A 16,898-nucleotide genomic window follows, 5' to 3' on the forward strand; every position below is an offset into this window, starting at 1 on the left:
CGGAACAAAGTCCGCAAGCGGACTTTGCGCGCCGCCGCTGGTCACCGTTAGGTGACAGCTTCCTTACAGCGGCGTGCGCATCCTCGCGGAGCGTTTTTTTATATGGAATTTCGGAGAAATTTCCTATAAAAAAAAGCAGGTCAGCAAATTCCCGCTTTTCGCACCCATAGCGGATTCACTGACCTGCTCCTTTTTCTTAACCCAGTACACCCAGGCGCTTTCTCAAAATTCTTCCCACGCAGACCGCAGCGCAGACCTTGATGAAATCAATCACGATAAACGGTGTGACGCCGACCGCAAACGCAGCCGAAAAATCCATCCTGGCGCTGAAAGAAAGCCATGCGGTTCCGAGAAGATACGGAATCCATGTTGCCGCCTCCAGCACGATCGCCGAAAGAACCGGCTTATTCCACACTTTCTGTAAGCAGATTCCGATCACCATCGCCATCGGAAGAAAACCGATGAGATATCCGCCGGTCGGTCCAATCAGCTTTGCCGGTCCACCGGTAAAGCCGGAAAATACCGGGATTCCGATCAGACCGATCAGCATATACAGTGCATAAGCGATCGATCCCGATTTCCAATTTAATACATACATCGTGATGTAAATCGCCAGATTGGTCAGCGAAACCGGAACCGGGCCGATCGGAAGGGACAAGGGGCCCAAAATGCAGATCACGGCCGTCATCAGCGCGGTAAACGTCATATTCTTCACGGCATCATTGACCGAATTACCCTGTGTATGATTTGAAGTTGAAAATGTGTTTTCCATTGCAGATCTCCTCTGTGCTGTTCTCTTTTGTGCAGATCTCCTCTGTTTTTTTCTCTTCTGATTTGTGTTCGCATCCTTCATTTTATCAGCAGTACGCCGGATGCGTTTCGCGGCCGAGCTCTTCCAGCATTTCCTTATCCATTCGGATTGTTGAGCCGGATGTGGTCAGCATATTACCCGTAATCGATGCACTCGCTCCGGCCAGGAATGCGGTTCTGCCGTTATCCGCCATCAATGCTCTTCCGCCTGCAAGGCGGATGTCCGCCTCCGGATTGATATAGCGGTAAATGGCGATAGTCCGGAGAATCTCATCCTCCGTCAGCCGCGGCTGATTCTCCAGCGGCGTTCCCTTGATCGGCATCAGCGAATTGATCGGGATGGAATCAACATGAAGATCGGCCAGTTCCAGTGCCATCTCGATCCGGTCTTCCCAGGTTTCACCCATTCCGATGATTCCTCCGGAACAGACTTTCAGCCCTTCTCTCTGCGCACGGCGAATGTTTTCAATCTTCTCATCATAGGTATGTGTCGTACAGATGCTCGGAAAATATCTTCTGGATGTCTCGAGATTGCAGTGAACCGCAGCCACGCCCGCCTCATGAAGACGGTGAAGCTGTTCCGCGCTGAGAAATCCGACCGATGCGCATGTCTCAATCTCCAACTCCCGATGCATCCGCGCAAAAACAGATACCAGTTTCTCAAAATCAGCCACTGTCGGCGTCTTCCCGCTGTTCACAATTGAAAAGCGATCAACGCCCTCTTCCTGATTCGCTCTCGCCGCCGCGACAATTTCGTCCTCACTCAGCATTCCGTGATGCTCACAACCGGTATGGTTGTGGCCGGACTGCGCACAGAACTTGCAGTTTTCGCTGCAGCGGCCCTCGATGCCGCTCAGAATGGTACACAGATTCACCTTCTTTCCGGAGAACTTCTCCCGGATCCGGTCTGCGCCAGCTTTCAGTTCATTGAGATCACAGGTGATCAGAGTCTCCAGATCGTCCTCCCGGGTAAGACGCCGGCCGGCGATGATCTCATCTGCCAATGCTCCCACGCCTACCGCTGCGATGCTGTCCCGATATTCCTCTGCCATGACTTCCAAACTCCCCCCTGATATATGCATAAAATGTCAACACAGGAGAGTATAGTATTGTTAACCTGATTTGTCAACTATAGTTAACTATTCGGTTGACAAATCATTCTGTTCTTCGCCGTAGGATCATCTCCACCGGTTAATGCTGCCCTTTTCCAGAATAACCAGAAGAAGATTTTTTTCGCCGAGTTTGTGCGTCGGATCAACAAATCTCCATTTGCCGCCTTTCTCCCGGATGGCGGCCACGTTCATGTTATACATTTTCCGGAGATTCAGCTCAATCAGGTCTTTTCCGATCCATTCCTGTTTCGGCCGAAGTTCAATCATACAGAGATTGTCATCGATCTCAAAATAATCCCGGATGTACTGTGATGCCAGAATACGCGCCGACCGCACGCCGCCTTCTTCCTCCGGGCAGATCACCTTGTCTGCGCCGACCCGCTCCAGAATTTTCTTCATGCGGGCAGATGACGTCTTGGCAATCACCGCGCCAACACCCTTTTCCTTGGCAATGGCAACGCAGAGAATGCTTGCGGACAGATTACCTCCCATGCAGGTAATAACAATGTCCATGTTCTGCAGCCCCAGCGCCATAACCTCGTCTTCATTGTCCAGATTGGCGCATACCGCGGACGTCACACGGGAGGACATATCCCGGATCAGCTTCTCGTTCTTGTCGACAACCAGAACGTCTTCCCCCAGTGCGTACAGCGCCTCCGCGAGACTGATTCCGTATTTTCCCAATCCTAACACTGCAATCGATTTTTTCATTTTTTGTCCTCCAGGCTCAAGCAGACAGGCTTGCTTTCGTGTCTATTTGGGCCGTCAATCAAAGTTTACTTTCAAACCTCTTCTCCCGACTCCGGCGCGAAGCGGATTGATCCGATCTCGTACCGGAGCCGCCAAAGAACCATTGAAAGGGGCTCTTTCCGTCTTTCTCCCTTTACCCGACGTAAAAAGTTCCTTCTGAGTATCGCATCGCACTCTGATCCCCTTTATGACGGGAGAAGAACGCGACCAGCGAGATCGGGCCGATTCTTCCGAGATACATGGCCAAAATGATGACATACCTTCCCGCCGTTCCGAGAGACGCGGTAAGGCCCCGGGAAAGGCCGACCGTCCCGCACGCACTTGCCACTTCAAACAGCGCGTCCTCCATCGGGACCGGGTTGACGGTCAGCAGAAGAAAGGTGAGCCCAAACACCGCACACAATCCGACAAATGCGACCGCAGACGCTTTTCTCATCGCATCCTCTGAAACCTGATGATGGAAAACCACATTTTTATCCTGATGGTGCACATAGGATCGGACATTCATAATGAGCAGAAAGGCCGTAACCGTCTTGATTCCGCCCGCCGTTCCCACCGGAGATCCTCCGATAAACATCATGATATAGGCAATCATGCAGGACGGGCCGGTGAGATTTTCCTGGGAAAAAGTCGCAAATCCGGCGGTTCGAAGGGTGACGGATTCGAACAGACTGTTGACCATTTTTCCGCCGAGATCCATGGTTCCGATGGTCCCCGGATTATGGTATTCCGTGAGCAGAAAAAATGCGGCGCCTCCAAGGAGCAGAGCGGCGGTAAAGCTGAGAACCAGCTTCGTGTGCTCGGATAATCTCCCGACAATCTGCTCCGGAGAAAACCGCTTTTGTATTCCTTCCCGCGTCTTCTCCTCCACATCAAACCAGACGACGAAACCGATGCCCCCCAGAATGATCAGCGCCATCGTCACTCCCATAACAAGCGGATTTCCGCGGTAATCGGTCAGACTGCTGGGACCGATGATGTCCATGCCGGCATTGCAGAACGCGGACACGGAGTTGAAGACGGAAATCCAGAGTCCGCGGGCGATACCGAACCGGGGGATAAACTCGACAGCGTAAAGTAACGCTCCGATTCCCTCGATGAGAATCGTTCCTTTCAGAACTCTCACCAGAAAGAAAAGAAGCCTCGAATTGGTATTCAGATTAAACGCATCCCTGAGAAGCATTCGGTCCGCAAGAGAGAATTTTTTTCCGGTAAGCATCAGGATCGTCGATGCAACCGCGATCATTCCGAGACCGCCGATCTGGATCAGAATCAGAATGATAAGCTGACCGAAAAAACTCCAGTGCGCATAGGTGTCGACCACCACCAGCCCCGTCACACAGACAGACGTCGTCGCCGTAAACAGTGCTGTCAAAAAGGACGTCCCGCTGCCGTCCGCAGAAGCCACGGGCAGCATCAGGAGAAGCGCTCCGACCAGGATGGTGATCAGAAAGCTCGCCGGAATCGCGTGTTCCGGCAGGAGCCTCCATTTTTTGCTATCTGAAAACAGATTCATAAAGACCTCTTGTTTTTCATCGTGATGGAAGAGAATACAGCGGTATTCACATTCCGGTTTTTATCTTTACAGGTTTTCAATTTTATTTTCTGTTGAAATATCTGTCAAGGAACTCCAATTTTCAGCTCTGTAACAGCTGACGCAAAATCCATGAAAAGCCCTTTGCCATTCGCAGTTCGGGCTCATTAAAATGATTTCCGGGATTCCACTCCAGCGTACATCTCCGGTTTTGACAGCGGATCAGCCCCTCTGCCTCCTGTATCCGGTCCGCCACCGCTGCCATCACCGGATTCCGGGTCTTTGCCTCTTTATCGCCAAGGCTCAGATAGACCTGTCCGGTTCTGAGCTCATGTGCTTTCATATAATCGGTAAAACCGGGAAACCAGACGGACGGCGACGCAGCGGCGACTCCGACAAAAACATCGGTCTGGTACGCACTCCACAGCGCAAAAAGTCCCGCCAGCGAGTATCCGCCGATGATATACGTTCTGCTGCGGTCTTCGCAGGTTTTAAGAACCTCCTTCAGGGTATCTTCCGCCCCCGCCCCAAAGTCCTCGTTCCCGAATACCGCCGGTGCGTTCCACGGGGAGAGATCCTCATTCCAGCGATTCACCCTGAATACCCGCAGCAGAAAGCCGGCATCATTGATCGCTCGGATCGCCGCAATTTCCCGCTCGATCCCTTCAAGATCATGGTCATCCGCCATCTGGATCAGAACGATGTGCGAAGATTCATCGCCGTATTCCTGCATTTCCATCATGATTGATCTGTCCTTTCCTTTCTACCAGTCGGGAACTCTCTGCTCTACCCTGCCCGGCCCGCTTCTCTGCTCTGAATCGCGGCACCGGCCGGGGTCCTTTCTGATCGAAATCAGATTCGCATTGGTTTCTGTTCCGCTCCTCAGCCAAGTCCGACATCCAGGGCCATCATAAGAATAAATCCCAGAGCAAAAGAGATGGTTCCGATGTTGGAATGCTCCCCTTCCGACATTTCCGGAATGAGTTCCTCCACTACAACATATATCATGGCTCCCGCTGCAAAGCTCAGAAGATATGGCATGAGCGGGATAAAAAATCCGGATGCAGCGATAACCAGAAGAGCGCCGATGGGTTCGACAACGCCGGATAACACTCCGTACAAAAAAGTCTTTCCTCTTGGCACGCCTTCTCCCAAAAGCGGCATGGAGACAATTGCGCCTTCCGGAAGATTCTGTATCGCAATACCGAGTGCCAATGCAAGCGCTCCGGTAAAGGAGATCGTATGATTCCCGTAAAGCCAGCCGGCGCAGACGATTCCGACCGCCATTCCTTCGGGCAGATTATGGAGTGTTACCGCCAGAACAAGCTTGGTCGTTCTCTTCAATCCGGTCCTTGGTCCCTCCTCACACTGATTCAGGTGCATGTGGGGTGTCACCACGTCCATAACCAGAAGGAAGAGCATTCCTACCGCGAATCCGACCGATACCGGAAGAAATCCCAGTTTTCCCATATCTGCAGTCTGATCAAGTGCCGGAAGCAGGAGGCTGAAAAATGATGCGGACACCATTACGCCCGAAGCAAATCCTGTCAGAGCCCGCTGCGTCTCCCGCCCCATCTCCTTTTTCAGCAAAAACACACTGGCCGCCCCCAGCGCGGTACCCAAAAACGGGTTGATGATGATATTCCACATAGTCCGTTGCTCCTGTCTTTTTTTCCTCACCAAACTGATATTCTGTCTTCGGCGCCGGATCCATTCCGCCCTTCCTTAACATAAAACGCCCCATAATACCCGTCAAACTGCTGTACGCCAACCTTCACTCTCCGGCAATAAAGAAGGTGAGGGCAGAAAGCTTTTCTGCATTCTTCATGGCTCTTACCGGCACATAGATCAACAGGACAATATTTATCATAATTGCTGCGCCGCCAAGTATCCCGCCTGTAATAAAATCACCATCCTTTAAAACAGGAAAGTTAAAAATTGTACCCGCATCGTACAGAGTGTGCAATCCCATTGGAATGATGAGTCCCAAAGCCCAATATAACAAAGTGTGGCCTTCACCTTTTCGGTGGTTATACTTTGCCCTGCCGATAAATTCTCCCATAATCATGTTTAGTGTCATATGAGTGAACAGTAACGGAATTCTGATGAATAATGCAAAAATCGATTCTCCAAAAGAAAAGTCCTCCACAACCGTAAAGCCAAAGCCAACCGCCGCTCCAAGGAGAATATACTCATAGACATTGCTTACTTTGTTTTTCAGGACAACCAGCGTCAAAATGATCACAAGAAACTTAAATAGCTCCTCCACGAATCCCGCCATAAAAAATGCAGCCAAGAATGCAGCCGGAAGAGTTGGCAGCGTTTCTATCCTTATCCCCATGCATTGAATTGCAGCTAATAATCCCAGACCGGAAACGCCGGAAATCGGCATGCAAATGCCGCCTAAAACAGCCGGCAGGATTGCCTGAAGTTTCCCGATCGTCTCCGGAACTTCTTTTTTGATCATTCGCAGATAGATAAATCCACAGATAACCAGGGCAATTATTGCTGCAATCGTTGAAGTAATCAAAACTTTCATGATAATCCCCCTCTCTGAAACAGGTACATTACAGCAGATGCTTATTTCCCCGGATTCATATAAAATCTTATCGGTAATCCGATAATCCCCGCCTATCTCCGGAATGCTTACGGGCAGGGATTCATTTGGTATTTCTTTCATAGGGGAAGAAACCCATCATCCGTGCCGGGGGGGGGCAAGACATGCATCATTGTGGGGTCTGTACACAAGGATGCAATGATCTGCCTCTTTTACAGCATTTTACCATCCTCACGTCTACACAAAGTACTTTTTCTTCGCATGAATTCTGAATAGTCTTCTTTCTCTATCTGTAACATTTCCCAAAAAGAAGTTTTATAATATTCCTGTCTAACTTGGTCAAAATAATAGCAAGTGATTAGCAAATTCTTACTTCTTTACAAATATTTCATATTAAGCATCTCTCATTTAATGTATCGAATTAAAAAATCAGTAATTCCTATTATAGTGAAGCCATTTTCATCCATGGATTCCTTAATTGGTCTATTTACAACAAGTACCTTTTGTACTTGATCATTCAGCTTAAAATATGGACGTATTTCTCTTTCTCTTGTATCTGCATTAGAGATGTCAGCAGTCACTTGTATATAAAGAGACCTAAGTCCTTTAGTGGCATAGAAATCCACTTCATTATTCTTCCTTATGGATTTACCATTCTTATCTTTCTCTACTGTATCAAACACACCGACATTTACAGAATATCCATAATAACAAAGCTCATTATATACAATGTTTTCAAGCATTTGACCTTCATCTGGAAAAGCGAAATTCAGGCGAGCATTTCGTAGACCAGTATCAACAAAATAATACTTTCTAAGAGCACCTATTTCTTTTCTTCCTTTTAAGTCATAGCGTTTAGCCTCACGCAAAAGGAATGCATCTTTAAAGTAACCAATATAGTTTTCAACTGTCTGCTTATCAATATTTTCATGTCTAACACTTTCAAACGTATTGGCTATTTTTTCTGAATTAAGTAGTGAGCCTGTCGAAGAACTAATAATATTACATAGTTCGTCCAGAGCCTCTCCCTTTTTCAACCGGTTCCTTTCAACAATATCAACGAAGTATGTTGTAGTGAACAAGTTCTTTAGATATTCTTTTCTCTCTTCGTCACTTTTTAATACAGCCAATGGCATTCCACCATATTGCATATATGAATATATAGCTTCAGTTGCCGAGCCTCCGACATATCCATAGTATTCTTCAAATGAAAGCGGAGAAAGTTTTATATTTGTTGCCTTATCTCTAAATTCAGTAACTATATCTGAAGACAACATTTTAGAATTTGATCCCGTCACATATAAATCTATATTCTTTTCTCTTGATAGTCCGAGTACAACGTCTACGAATGATATTACTTCAGTGTCATCAGAATTTGCCAAAACATGTTTGCCATCGGTAAGGTTAGGATTAATTATCGAATATACCTTTTGTATCTCATCAATAAACACATAGTAATTCTCTTTATCTTTGCATTTTTCCCTTATATATGCTCCTAGTTCCAAAGGATCACGATAATTACTGTTTTTATCATCATCCAATTCCAAGATAATTATTCTATTCTCCGGAACATTATCTGAAAGCAGGTATTCTCTATATATTTCTTTAAGAAGAAATGACTTTCCGCATCTTCTCACACCTGTTATTACCTTCGGAAATCCATTGTTCTTTGCACTGATTAACTGAGTCAGATATTTATCTCTTTTTATCATTTAATCTCCTAAATTGTAGAATTCTACATTTTTGTCAATTGCATCTTATCACATCTCATTGTCTTAATCAACAAAGTTGTAGAATTCTACATTTTTAGTGATCATCATAATATGATAAAAAAACACCCCAGGACAGTTGTCCTGAGGTGTAATAAATCGTATTTGATTGTCCAAAGACGTAATACGTTGTAAAACGATTATCTCTTTGAGAACTGCGGAGCACGACGAGCTGCTTTGAGACCGTACTTCTTTCTCTCTTTCATTCTCGGATCTCTTGTAAGGAAGCCAGCCTTCTTAAGAGTCGGTCTGTACTCCTCATCAGCCTGAAGAAGGGCTCTGGAGATTCCGTGTCTGATCGCACCAGCCTGACCGGTGTAACCGCCGCCGCGAACAGTTACGCGAACGTCGAACTTCTCAAGAGTCTCAGTAGCAACAAGCGGCTGACGAACGATAACCTTCAGAGTCTCAAGACCGAAATACTCGTCGATACCTCTCTTGTTGATTACGATGTTACCTGTACCCGGTGTAATATATACTCTGGCAACGGATTTCTTTCTTCTTCCAGTTCCATAACATGTGTTAGCCATCTTTTTATCTCCTCTCAGATCGTATCATCAAAACTTTAACTCGAGAACTTCCGGCTTCTGAGCTGCCTGCTCGTGCTCCGGACCAGCATAAACGTGAAGCTTGTTGATCATCTGTCTGCCGAGCGGTCCCTTCGGGAGCATTCCCTTAACTGCAAGTCTGATAACTTCTTCCGGCTTCTTAGCCTCCATCTCACGAAGAGTAGCGGACTTGAAACCACCTACATAATCAGAGTGGCGATAATAGATCTTATCATCCATCTTCTTGCCTGTTACGTGGATCTTGGAAGCGTTTACAACGATAACGTTGTCACCGCAATCCATGAACGGAGTGAAGATCGGCTTATTCTTACCTCTGAGGATAGCTGCTACCTCAGAACAAAGACGACCGAGTGTAAGTCCCTCAGCGTCAACGACATACCATTTTCTCTCAATTGTTGCCGGACTGGCCATAAAAGTCTTCATTAGTTGACCTCCCATAAAGATCATTTGCTGTATTGTAATTTACTTATATGAGAAAAGCCTGTTCCGGGGCCTTGGCTCAGGCGTTTTTCTGCATTTCGTCACAGATAGATATTATATCTTTCGTGTCAATCTGTGTCAACCACGATTTCGGCGTTTTTTTATGTTTTTTGCCATGTTTTCCACCGTGTTGCCGTGGTTTTCCACATTTGTTCTTCCTTATCCACACTTATTCTTCCGAATCGTCTTCCAGCTCTTTTCCGAAGAATACCGCTTCGAAGATATCCCGCTTCTGCGCACGGATCCGGTAGAGTCCGAACACCTGTCCCACCCGGATCCGACCGGTCTTTTCTTCATCCTTCACAAAAACCTGTTTTGCGCCGTTTCGGAAAGCCTGATGGACGCTTCGCTCCACAAGTCCCGCAAACTCCTCCTCCTCGCAGCGATGGATCAGTACCATACTGTTTCCGCTCTTCAGAAGAGATCGCTGGTCAATGGTGTAGGAGTAGTGGATATTCTCCCCCCGCACTTCCGGTGCCGGCTCTTTTTCAAACACCAGGCTTTCCATGGTGAGGCCTTTTGCCGGCGCCGTCGGCCCTGCTGCCTGACGGTCTTTCGCCTCCAGAATCTCCTCCACATGCTCCGGCTCGTAGAGTCCGGTGCCGACACGCATCAGCGTTCCGGCAATGATGCGCACCATATTGTAGAGGAAACCGCCGCCGCTGATCCGGATGGTCACCATATCATCTTCGTCCTTCTCGATATCGATCGAATAGATCCGGCGGACGGTCGTAACCGCCTGCGACTTCGGCGCGCAGAAGCTGGCGAAATCGTGTTCTCCGATGAGATAGGCCGCGGCCGAGCGCATTTTTTCAAGATCCAGATCAAAATAGCAGAAGGTGCTGTTGAGGCGTCTGGTCGGGTCTTCCATCTTCCGGTTTAAAATGCGGTAGACATATGTTTTCACACCGTTTGCCTTCCGCGGATGAAAATCTTCCGGAACATCCTCCGAGTGCTGCACCCGGATGTCCTCCGGAAGACGCTGGTTGATCGCGATGGCAAACTTGTCGCCCGGGATCCGGCTCTTTTCCGTGTCGAAGATACAGATATTGCCGAGTGCGTGCACGCCGGAATCCGTGCGGCTCGCTCCGATGACTTCGATGTTCTCCTGAAGCAGTTCGGAGATTGCACGGTTCAAAACTTCTTCAATCGTTCTGCTGTTGGGCTGGAGCTGCCAGCCGCTGTAATTTGTCCCGTCGTATGCGACAGTCAGCATGATTCGTCTCATATGTGCATTCTCCTTCCCTGTTCTTTCGAAAACGCGACGCAGGTTTGCGCCGGGTGCTGTCTGCTCTTCCATCCAGTTCGAATATTTTTTTACCGGAGCCCTTCATCGGTCAAACGGAGAGCGCCGTTTTCTTCTTTTCCGCATCTCACAGAAGAATCCTTGCGGCAATCACGCCTGCGAGATAACAGAACAGAATCAGATACGCGGCGCGGTCTCTGCCCGCGTAATGCAGCGGTTTCATCTTCGTTCTGCCCTCACCGCCGCGATAGCATCTCGCCTCCATCGCCATGGCAAGATCGGTCGCCCGGCGGAATGCGGATACAAAGAGCGGCACCAGAAGCGGCACCATACTGCGGACGCGCTGAATCATATTGCCGTTCTCGAAATCGGCCCCCCGGGCCATCTGTGCCTTCATAATCTTATCCGTTTCCTCGACCAGAATCGGGATAAAACGGAGTGCAATGGACATCATCATGGAGATCTCGTGCACCGGAACATGAACGCGGTTCAGAAATCCGAGCCCCTTTTCCATGCCGTCGGTCAGCTGATTCGGCGTCGTGGTCAGTGTCATAATCGAGGACCCGACCACAAGGAAGATCAGGCGGATCGCCATCATTCCCGCAATCCGGAGTCCCTCCTTCGTAACCTTCAGAATCCAGAATTGAAACACCGTTTCTCCCGGCGTGAGGAACAGATTGAAGCCGACACTGATCAGAAGAAGGATCAGGATGGATTTGAGTCCCCGTACGATAAAGCGAACCGGAACATTGCTGAGCAGGACCGCCATGCATAAAAATGCCGCAGCCGCCGCATAGCAGACCGGGTTGTCCGCGATAAAAAGTGAAATAATGAAAACGAGTGTTCCGAACAGTTTGGTCCGCGGATCCAGGCGGTGCAGCGCCGAATCAACCGGATAATACTGTCCAATGGTAATATCGCGCAGCATCAGTTCTTTCCTCCTTTTTTGAGGATGTTCAGGATCGCCTCTTTCGCTTCCTTTACCGTCGTGATCGATTCGTCGATGGGAACTCCCATCTCCCGCAGTTCATGAATGATATAGGTGACCTGCGGTGCGGCGAGACCGATCGCTTCCAGTTCTTTATAGTGACGGAAGACCTCTTTCGGTGTTCCGTCAAACACTTTCTTTCCGTGATCCATCACCAGAAGACGGTCCACAAACCGGGCGACATCCTCCATGCTGTGGGAAACCAGAAGAATGGTCAGGCCATGCTGGCGGTTGAGCCGGGCGATCTGCTCGAGAATCTCGTCCCGTCCCTGCGGATCCAGTCCCGCCGTCGGCTCGTCAAGAATCATCATCTGCGGCCGCATCGCCAGAACTCCGGCGATCGCCACTCTCCGCTTCTGTCCGCCGGACAGTTCAAACGGGGATTTCTGATAAAACTCTTCGCCCAGTCCCACCAAATCCAGTGCGTGCCTTGCACGCTTGTCGATCTCCTCCGGCGAAAAACCGAGGTTCTTCGGGCCGAAGCAGACATCGCTGTATACATTCTGTTCAAAGAGCTGGTGCTCCGGATACTGGAAGACCAGGCCGACATTGCCCCGGAGTGTCCGCATATTGTATCCCTTCGCGTAGATATCCTCTCCGTTGTAGAGAATGTCTCCGCTGGTCGCGCGGATCAGACCGTTGAGATGCTGAATAAGAGTCGACTTGCCGGAGCCGGTATGTCCGATCAGTCCCACAAATTCCCCGTCTGCAATCTCAAAGCTGACATGGTCGATGGCCTGCGATTCCATCGCGGTTCCTGCTCCGTAGGTGTAGCAGATATCTTCTACTTTTATTGCCATGGTTATCTGCTCCCTTCATCCGTTTCCTGAGCGGAACGCAGTTCTTTGACCGGAATTCCGGCCTGTTTCAAAAGCGGGGCAAGATCCCGCAGAAATTCATCTCTGTGCAGAATACCGTCCGGCAAATCAACGCCGGCTTTCTTCAGTTCGTGCGCCAGTTCCGTCACCTGCGGCACATCCAGCTGAAGTGCTTTGAGTTCTTCCACCTTGGAGAACACTTCGGATGGCGTCCCGTCCATCACGATCTTTCCGTCATCCATCACGATCACACGGTCTGCGTCGATGACTTCCTCCATATAATGGGTGATCAGTATGATGGTGATTCCCTCGATCCGGTTCAGCTCACGAATGGTGCGGATGACCTCCGCACGGCCGTTGGGATCGAGCATTGCCGTCGGTTCGTCCAGCACAATGCATTTCGGCTTCATCGCCAGCACGCCGGCGATGGCCACTCTCTGCTTCTGTCCGCCGGACAGACGGTTTGGGGATTTCTTGCGGAAGAGCGCCATTCCCACGGCCTTTAACGCCTTCTCAACGCGCTTCCAGATCTCCTCGGTCGGAACACCGATATTCTCCGGTCCGAAACCGACGTCCTCCTCGACAACATTGGCGATGATCTGATTGTCCGGATTCTGAAATACCATTCCGGCCGTCCGCCGGACATCCCAGATCCGCTCCTCATCCGCCACATCGATTCCCTCCACGTAGAGTGTCCCCTCCGTCGGAATCAGAATCCCGTTAATCTGTTTGGCAAGGGTCGATTTTCCCGATCCGTTATGACCGAGAACCGCCACAAAATCCCCGGCGGTGATTTCCAGATTCAGGTGATCGACCGCCGTGTTGGTCCCGATCACTTCCCCGTTCTCACCGCGGGTCACATAGTTATATACTAAATTTTCGGCCCTGACGATCTTATCCATGAAGCCGCTCCTTCTGTCAATTGTTAACTGCTGCCATAGAATTGTTTACCACGAAATTGTAGTCTACCTGGCTTATGTCGTCAAGATTCATTCTTTTCCCGTCAGGCCAAAACTGCCGAGATGCTTTTCCGCGATTTCGAAGAAATCGGCATTTTTTCCGTAATCGATTTCCGCAATGTCCAGTCGCTTGTAGGCCGCACTGCTGTCAGACAGAATGTCCTTCTCATCGCTGGTGCTGTACAGCTGACGGAATGCGCTCTGAATTCTCCGGCTAAACAGTTCCTCCCGCCACTGTGCGGTTTCGTCCGCGTTATAGTCGCTGACACAGTACAGAACGTAACTATTATCCCCGACGGTGATGACATCGCCGACCGATCCGGTCGAGAGGGAAAATGCCGCATTTTCCAGTTCTTCCGACGCATCGCCGGCGGCTTCGATCCCCATGCCCCTGCCGACTTTCACCGTCTGTACATCGACACCGGACTCCTGCGCGCGGGCGCGGAAAGACGACGGATCCTCCTTTGCCTGATCCCGAAGCTTCTGCGCTTTAGCTTTGTCTCCGGTCTTCGCCAGCATCACATCCATCACACGGGCCTCGCTGTCACTGACCTGCAGATCCGGATTGCTGACCAGCGTGTCGGCCTGCTTCTGCGCCACCGCGTAATCGCGGTAGAGATCTTTGACGTCCTCCAGGGAAATGCGGTCCATCTTAGCGATATCGTCCTGTGTCAGCCCGCTGTAATACTCTTCTGCTGCCAGAGCAACGGCATCTTCCTCGCCGGCCGAGAGAACCGTTCCATTTTCAAACGCGATCTTTCCCAGAATGTGGATCTGATCCATAAAACTGTGAATTTCGTTCAGGAGAACGGTGGAAAATGTTTCCGTTCCGCTCCCGGTCTGCATCGCCCAGACACCTTCGCCATAGACTTCTTCGTAGCGGTTCTTTTCCGAGGAAGCGATCATCTTCACCTGGCCGGCGGAATAGGTATCATCGTAGGTCCGTTTTTTCAGACCGCCGATTCCCGCACTACAGCCGACGGTCAGAATCAGCGCCGAGGCAACCGCGATGGCGATCTTCCATTTCTTTTCCATTTCTCCTCCACACATATCCCGCATATTTCGGGAACAGGCTTGTTTATGATCCGGTGATTTCTGCTCCCGGACTGCTCATTTCATCCGAAAAACGCATGCAGCCATTCATGCCGAATCCGCGCCCATGCACATAAGAATCCGGTGCCCGCCTGTCCAATCAGGCGAACATCGGATCCATTCCAATTGCTATAAAAATCCCGAGGACTGCGCCGCACCAGACCTGCAGCGGCGTATGTCCCACATATTCCTTCAGTTTTTCCGGCGTAAAGGTCTCGTCACTGAAATTAAACAGTTCCTCCAGAAGCATCTTGTTCAGGATCTTTGCCTGTTTGCCGGTTTCGCGCCGGACGCCGGTCGCGTCATACATCACCACAGCCGCGAACAGAAAGCTGATAGCGAACTCAAAACTTCCCGCCCCGTAGCGGAGGAGCGCTGCCGTCGTCATCCCGCATACCGTCGCGGAATGGGAGCTCGGCATTCCTCCGGAGCCGGTAAGCCGCTCCGGATTGAATGACCGGTTCAGCGCAAAGTCGATGACGGTTTTCAGCGCCTGTGCGACCAGCCAGCCGACCGCGCCGCTCATCAGCACCTGATTCGCTCCGATTTCTGCTAATACACTCACTTGTTTCCTCTCTCCCTGCGGCGGCTCCGCGTCACCGCATAAGATCTTTTCCAACCGGATGCCCCGAATCCCGGAGTAAACTTCTCCGCGAATCCGGTGATCCGTCAATCAATCAACCAGTCATACATTTCCTGATATTTGAGGGCCGAAGCCTTCCAGGAGAAATCCGCCGCCATCGCCCGATCCACGATACCGTTCCAGTCTCTTCTGCAGTCATAGTAGATATGCTCTGCATACCGGATACAGGCAAGCATCTCGTGCGCATTGTAGTTTGCAAAAGAGAAGCCGGTACCGGTCTGTTCATATTCGTTGTACGGCTGCACCGTATCCCGCAGGCCGCCGGTTTCACGGACAATCGGCACCGCGCCGTAGCGCAGGGCGATCAGCTGCCCGAGTCCGCACGGCTCAAAGAGCGACGGCATCAGGAATGCGTCGCAGGCCGCATAAATCCGGTGCGCCAGATCGTCGGAATATCCGATATTGGCCCGCACGCGGTCGTTGTATTTCCAGTCATAGTGACGGAACATGTTCTCGTATTTCTCATCGCCGGTTCCCAGAACCACAAACTGAATCGAATCGCTGCAGAACTCATCCATCACACACTGAATGAGGTCGAGTCCCTTCTGGTCCGTCAGACGGGAGATCAGGGCGATCATCATTTTCCCCGCATCCTGCGGAAGCCCGAGTTCCTCCTGCAGCGCGAGCTTGTTCTTTACTTTTTCCGGCCGGAAATTGCGCAGGCTGTAATTCTGGGCAATGCGCCTGTCGGTCTCCGGATCGTACTCGCTGTAGTCGATGCCGTTCAGGATTCCGCGCAGACTCCGGGAACGTGCCCGCATCAGGCCGTCAAGGCCCTCTCCGTAGAAGGACATCTGAATCTCTTCCGCGTAGGACGGGCTGACGGTAGTGATGGCGTCCGCATAGACCAGACCGCCCTTCAGAAGGTTACCGTCCTCATATGCCTCCAGCTTGTCCGGCGTGAAATAGTAATCCGGCAGCTCCGAGAAGCGCTGAATGGTCTCCACATCCCAGACACCCTGGAATTTCATGTTGTGAATCGTCATGACGGTCTTGATGTCCCGGAAGAACTCCCCGCCATGGAATTTGTCCTTGAGATGAACCGGAATCAGTCCGGTCTGCCAGTCATGGCAGTGAATTACATCCGGCTGAAAACCGATAACCGGAAGAGACGAGAGTGCCGCCTTACAGAAGAATGAGAACTTCTCAAGATCGTAATACCAGTCTCCGTAAGGTTTTGCGCCCCAGAAGTAGCTCTCATTGTCGATAAAATAATATGTCACTCCATCCAGTTCTGCCTGAAGGATGCCGACATACCGGTTCTGCCCCAGATAATCCATATAAAAATGGGATACGTATTCCATCTTATCCCGCAATTCCTGTTTAATGCACAGGTACTTCGGGATCATTACGCGCACGTCAAAATACCGCTTGTCAAAACATTTTGGAAGTGCTCCGACAACATCGGCCAATCCTCCGGTCTTAATAAAAGGAACCGCCTCTGATGCCACAAACAGAATTTTTTTCATAGAGGGTACCTCCCGAATACAACACTTATACTTATTATCTATTTTATCCCATCTGCAAAATCGAGTAAAGTAAAAATGCTTTCTTCCCGGCGTCTGCTCCCT

17 protein-coding genes are annotated in these 16,898 nt (G+C 50.1%); all 17 read right to left on the minus strand.

Annotated features, from left to right (window positions below; all coding sequences use genetic code 11):
* Positions 1-196: 196 nt before the first annotated feature.
* The 17 genes from BMW41_RS08665 to glgA all read right to left on the minus strand — a co-directional run bounded on the left by BMW41_RS08665 (position 197) and on the right by glgA (position 16,796).
* Positions 197-772 (minus strand): biotin transporter BioY, encoded by a 576-nt coding sequence (locus tag BMW41_RS08665; protein ID WP_242870325.1) that lies wholly within the window; start codon positions 770-772, stop codon positions 197-199.
* A gap of 85 nt (positions 773-857) precedes the next feature.
* Complete coding sequence (gene bioB / locus BMW41_RS08670) at positions 858-1,862, minus strand: biotin synthase BioB (protein WP_074649757.1); 1,005 nt, start codon at positions 1,860-1,862, stop codon at positions 858-860.
* Positions 1,863-1,988: 126 nt separating this feature from the next.
* The gene (locus tag BMW41_RS08675) at positions 1,989-2,633 is read right to left on the minus strand and encodes a potassium channel family protein (RefSeq protein ID WP_074649758.1); all 645 of its coding nucleotides are present in this window, start codon (positions 2,631-2,633) and stop codon (positions 1,989-1,991) included.
* A gap of 172 nt (positions 2,634-2,805) precedes the next feature.
* The gene (locus BMW41_RS08680; RefSeq protein ID WP_074649759.1) at positions 2,806-4,188 is read right to left on the minus strand and encodes a TrkH family potassium uptake protein; all 1,383 of its coding nucleotides are present in this window, start codon (positions 4,186-4,188) and stop codon (positions 2,806-2,808) included.
* A gap of 121 nt (positions 4,189-4,309) precedes the next feature.
* Entirely contained in the window at positions 4,310-4,948 is a 639-nt protein-coding gene (locus BMW41_RS08685) for an alpha/beta hydrolase (protein WP_330386974.1), read from the minus strand.
* 140 nt (positions 4,949-5,088) lie between these two features.
* Entirely contained in the window at positions 5,089-5,856 is a 768-nt protein-coding gene (locus BMW41_RS08690; protein ID WP_074649760.1) for a ZIP family metal transporter, read from the minus strand.
* 124 nt (positions 5,857-5,980) lie between these two features.
* Positions 5,981-6,886 carry a PrsW family glutamic-type intramembrane protease gene (locus tag BMW41_RS08695; protein WP_083378862.1) on the minus strand — a complete coding sequence of 302 codons (906 nt, stop codon included), beginning with the start codon at positions 6,884-6,886 and terminating at the stop codon, positions 5,981-5,983.
* A gap of 281 nt (positions 6,887-7,167) precedes the next feature.
* Positions 7,168-8,475 (minus strand): ATP-binding protein, encoded by a 1,308-nt coding sequence (locus tag BMW41_RS08700; protein WP_074649762.1) that lies wholly within the window; start codon positions 8,473-8,475, stop codon positions 7,168-7,170.
* Positions 8,476-8,672: 197 nt separating this feature from the next.
* Positions 8,673-9,062, minus strand: coding sequence for a 30S ribosomal protein S9 (gene rpsI / locus BMW41_RS08705; protein WP_031471884.1), 390 nt, complete (start codon positions 9,060-9,062; stop codon positions 8,673-8,675).
* A 27-nt stretch (positions 9,063-9,089) separates the two neighbouring features.
* Entirely contained in the window at positions 9,090-9,524 is a 435-nt protein-coding gene (gene rplM / locus BMW41_RS08710; RefSeq protein WP_031471885.1) for a 50S ribosomal protein L13, read from the minus strand.
* Between the two features lie 226 nt (positions 9,525-9,750).
* Positions 9,751-10,809 carry a tRNA pseudouridine(38-40) synthase TruA gene (truA, locus tag BMW41_RS08715; RefSeq protein WP_083378863.1) on the minus strand — a complete coding sequence of 353 codons (1,059 nt, stop codon included), beginning with the start codon at positions 10,807-10,809 and terminating at the stop codon, positions 9,751-9,753.
* Between the two features lie 145 nt (positions 10,810-10,954).
* Entirely contained in the window at positions 10,955-11,755 is an 801-nt protein-coding gene (locus BMW41_RS08720; RefSeq protein ID WP_074649764.1) for an energy-coupling factor transporter transmembrane component T family protein, read from the minus strand.
* Positions 11,755-12,615, minus strand: a complete 861-nt coding sequence (locus BMW41_RS08725) for an energy-coupling factor transporter ATPase (protein WP_074649765.1) — start codon at positions 12,613-12,615, stop codon at positions 11,755-11,757. Before BMW41_RS08725 ends, BMW41_RS08720 begins: the two co-directional genes overlap by 1 nt.
* A gap of 2 nt (positions 12,616-12,617) precedes the next feature.
* Entirely contained in the window at positions 12,618-13,535 is a 918-nt protein-coding gene (locus BMW41_RS08730; protein WP_074649766.1) for an energy-coupling factor transporter ATPase, read from the minus strand.
* 87 nt (positions 13,536-13,622) lie between these two features.
* Positions 13,623-14,627 carry a peptidylprolyl isomerase gene (locus BMW41_RS08735; protein WP_074649767.1) on the minus strand — a complete coding sequence of 335 codons (1,005 nt, stop codon included), beginning with the start codon at positions 14,625-14,627 and terminating at the stop codon, positions 13,623-13,625.
* Positions 14,628-14,784: 157 nt separating this feature from the next.
* Positions 14,785-15,231, minus strand: a complete 447-nt coding sequence (locus tag BMW41_RS08740; RefSeq protein ID WP_177171205.1) for a divergent PAP2 family protein — start codon at positions 15,229-15,231, stop codon at positions 14,785-14,787.
* A 122-nt stretch (positions 15,232-15,353) separates the two neighbouring features.
* The gene (glgA, locus tag BMW41_RS08745) at positions 15,354-16,796 is read right to left on the minus strand and encodes a glycogen synthase GlgA (RefSeq protein ID WP_074649768.1); all 1,443 of its coding nucleotides are present in this window, start codon (positions 16,794-16,796) and stop codon (positions 15,354-15,356) included.
* Between the last annotated feature and the right edge of the window lie 102 nt (positions 16,797-16,898).

This window comes from [Clostridium] aminophilum (assembly GCF_900101295.1).
Classification (GTDB): Bacteria; Bacillota; Clostridia; order Lachnospirales; family Lachnospiraceae; genus Clostridium_R; species Clostridium_R aminophilum_A.

Excerpts from the sequence above, each read along its gene's own strand:
- BMW41_RS08665 (WP_242870325.1), bottom strand. The coding sequence starts at position 772 with ATGGAAAACACATTTTCAACTTCAAATCATACACAGGGTAATTCGGTC.
- bioB (WP_074649757.1), bottom strand. The coding sequence starts at position 1,862 with ATGGCAGAGGAATATCGGGACAGCATCGCAGCGGTAGGCGTGGGAGCA.
- BMW41_RS08675 (WP_074649758.1), bottom strand. The coding sequence starts at position 2,633 with ATGAAAAAATCGATTGCAGTGTTAGGATTGGGAAAATACGGAATCAGT.
- BMW41_RS08680 (WP_074649759.1), bottom strand. The coding sequence starts at position 4,188 with ATGAATCTGTTTTCAGATAGCAAAAAATGGAGGCTCCTGCCGGAACAC.
- BMW41_RS08685 (WP_330386974.1), bottom strand. The coding sequence starts at position 4,948 with ATGATGGAAATGCAGGAATACGGCGATGAATCTTCGCACATCGTTCTG.
- BMW41_RS08690 (WP_074649760.1), bottom strand. The coding sequence starts at position 5,856 with ATGTGGAATATCATCATCAACCCGTTTTTGGGTACCGCGCTGGGGGCG.
- BMW41_RS08695 (WP_083378862.1), bottom strand. The coding sequence starts at position 6,886 with ATGAAAGAAATACCAAATGAATCCCTGCCCGTAAGCATTCCGGAGATA.
- BMW41_RS08700 (WP_074649762.1), bottom strand. The coding sequence starts at position 8,475 with ATGATAAAAAGAGATAAATATCTGACTCAGTTAATCAGTGCAAAGAAC.
- rpsI (WP_031471884.1), bottom strand. The coding sequence starts at position 9,062 with ATGGCTAACACATGTTATGGAACTGGAAGAAGAAAGAAATCCGTTGCC.
- rplM (WP_031471885.1), bottom strand. The coding sequence starts at position 9,524 with ATGAAGACTTTTATGGCCAGTCCGGCAACAATTGAGAGAAAATGGTAT.
- truA (WP_083378863.1), bottom strand. The coding sequence starts at position 10,809 with ATGAGACGAATCATGCTGACTGTCGCATACGACGGGACAAATTACAGC.
- BMW41_RS08720 (WP_074649764.1), bottom strand. The coding sequence starts at position 11,755 with ATGCTGCGCGATATTACCATTGGACAGTATTATCCGGTTGATTCGGCG.
- BMW41_RS08725 (WP_074649765.1), bottom strand. The coding sequence starts at position 12,615 with ATGGCAATAAAAGTAGAAGATATCTGCTACACCTACGGAGCAGGAACC.
- BMW41_RS08730 (WP_074649766.1), bottom strand. The coding sequence starts at position 13,535 with ATGGATAAGATCGTCAGGGCCGAAAATTTAGTATATAACTATGTGACC.
- BMW41_RS08735 (WP_074649767.1), bottom strand. The coding sequence starts at position 14,627 with ATGGAAAAGAAATGGAAGATCGCCATCGCGGTTGCCTCGGCGCTGATT.
- glgA (WP_074649768.1), bottom strand. The coding sequence starts at position 16,796 with ATGAAAAAAATTCTGTTTGTGGCATCAGAGGCGGTTCCTTTTATTAAG.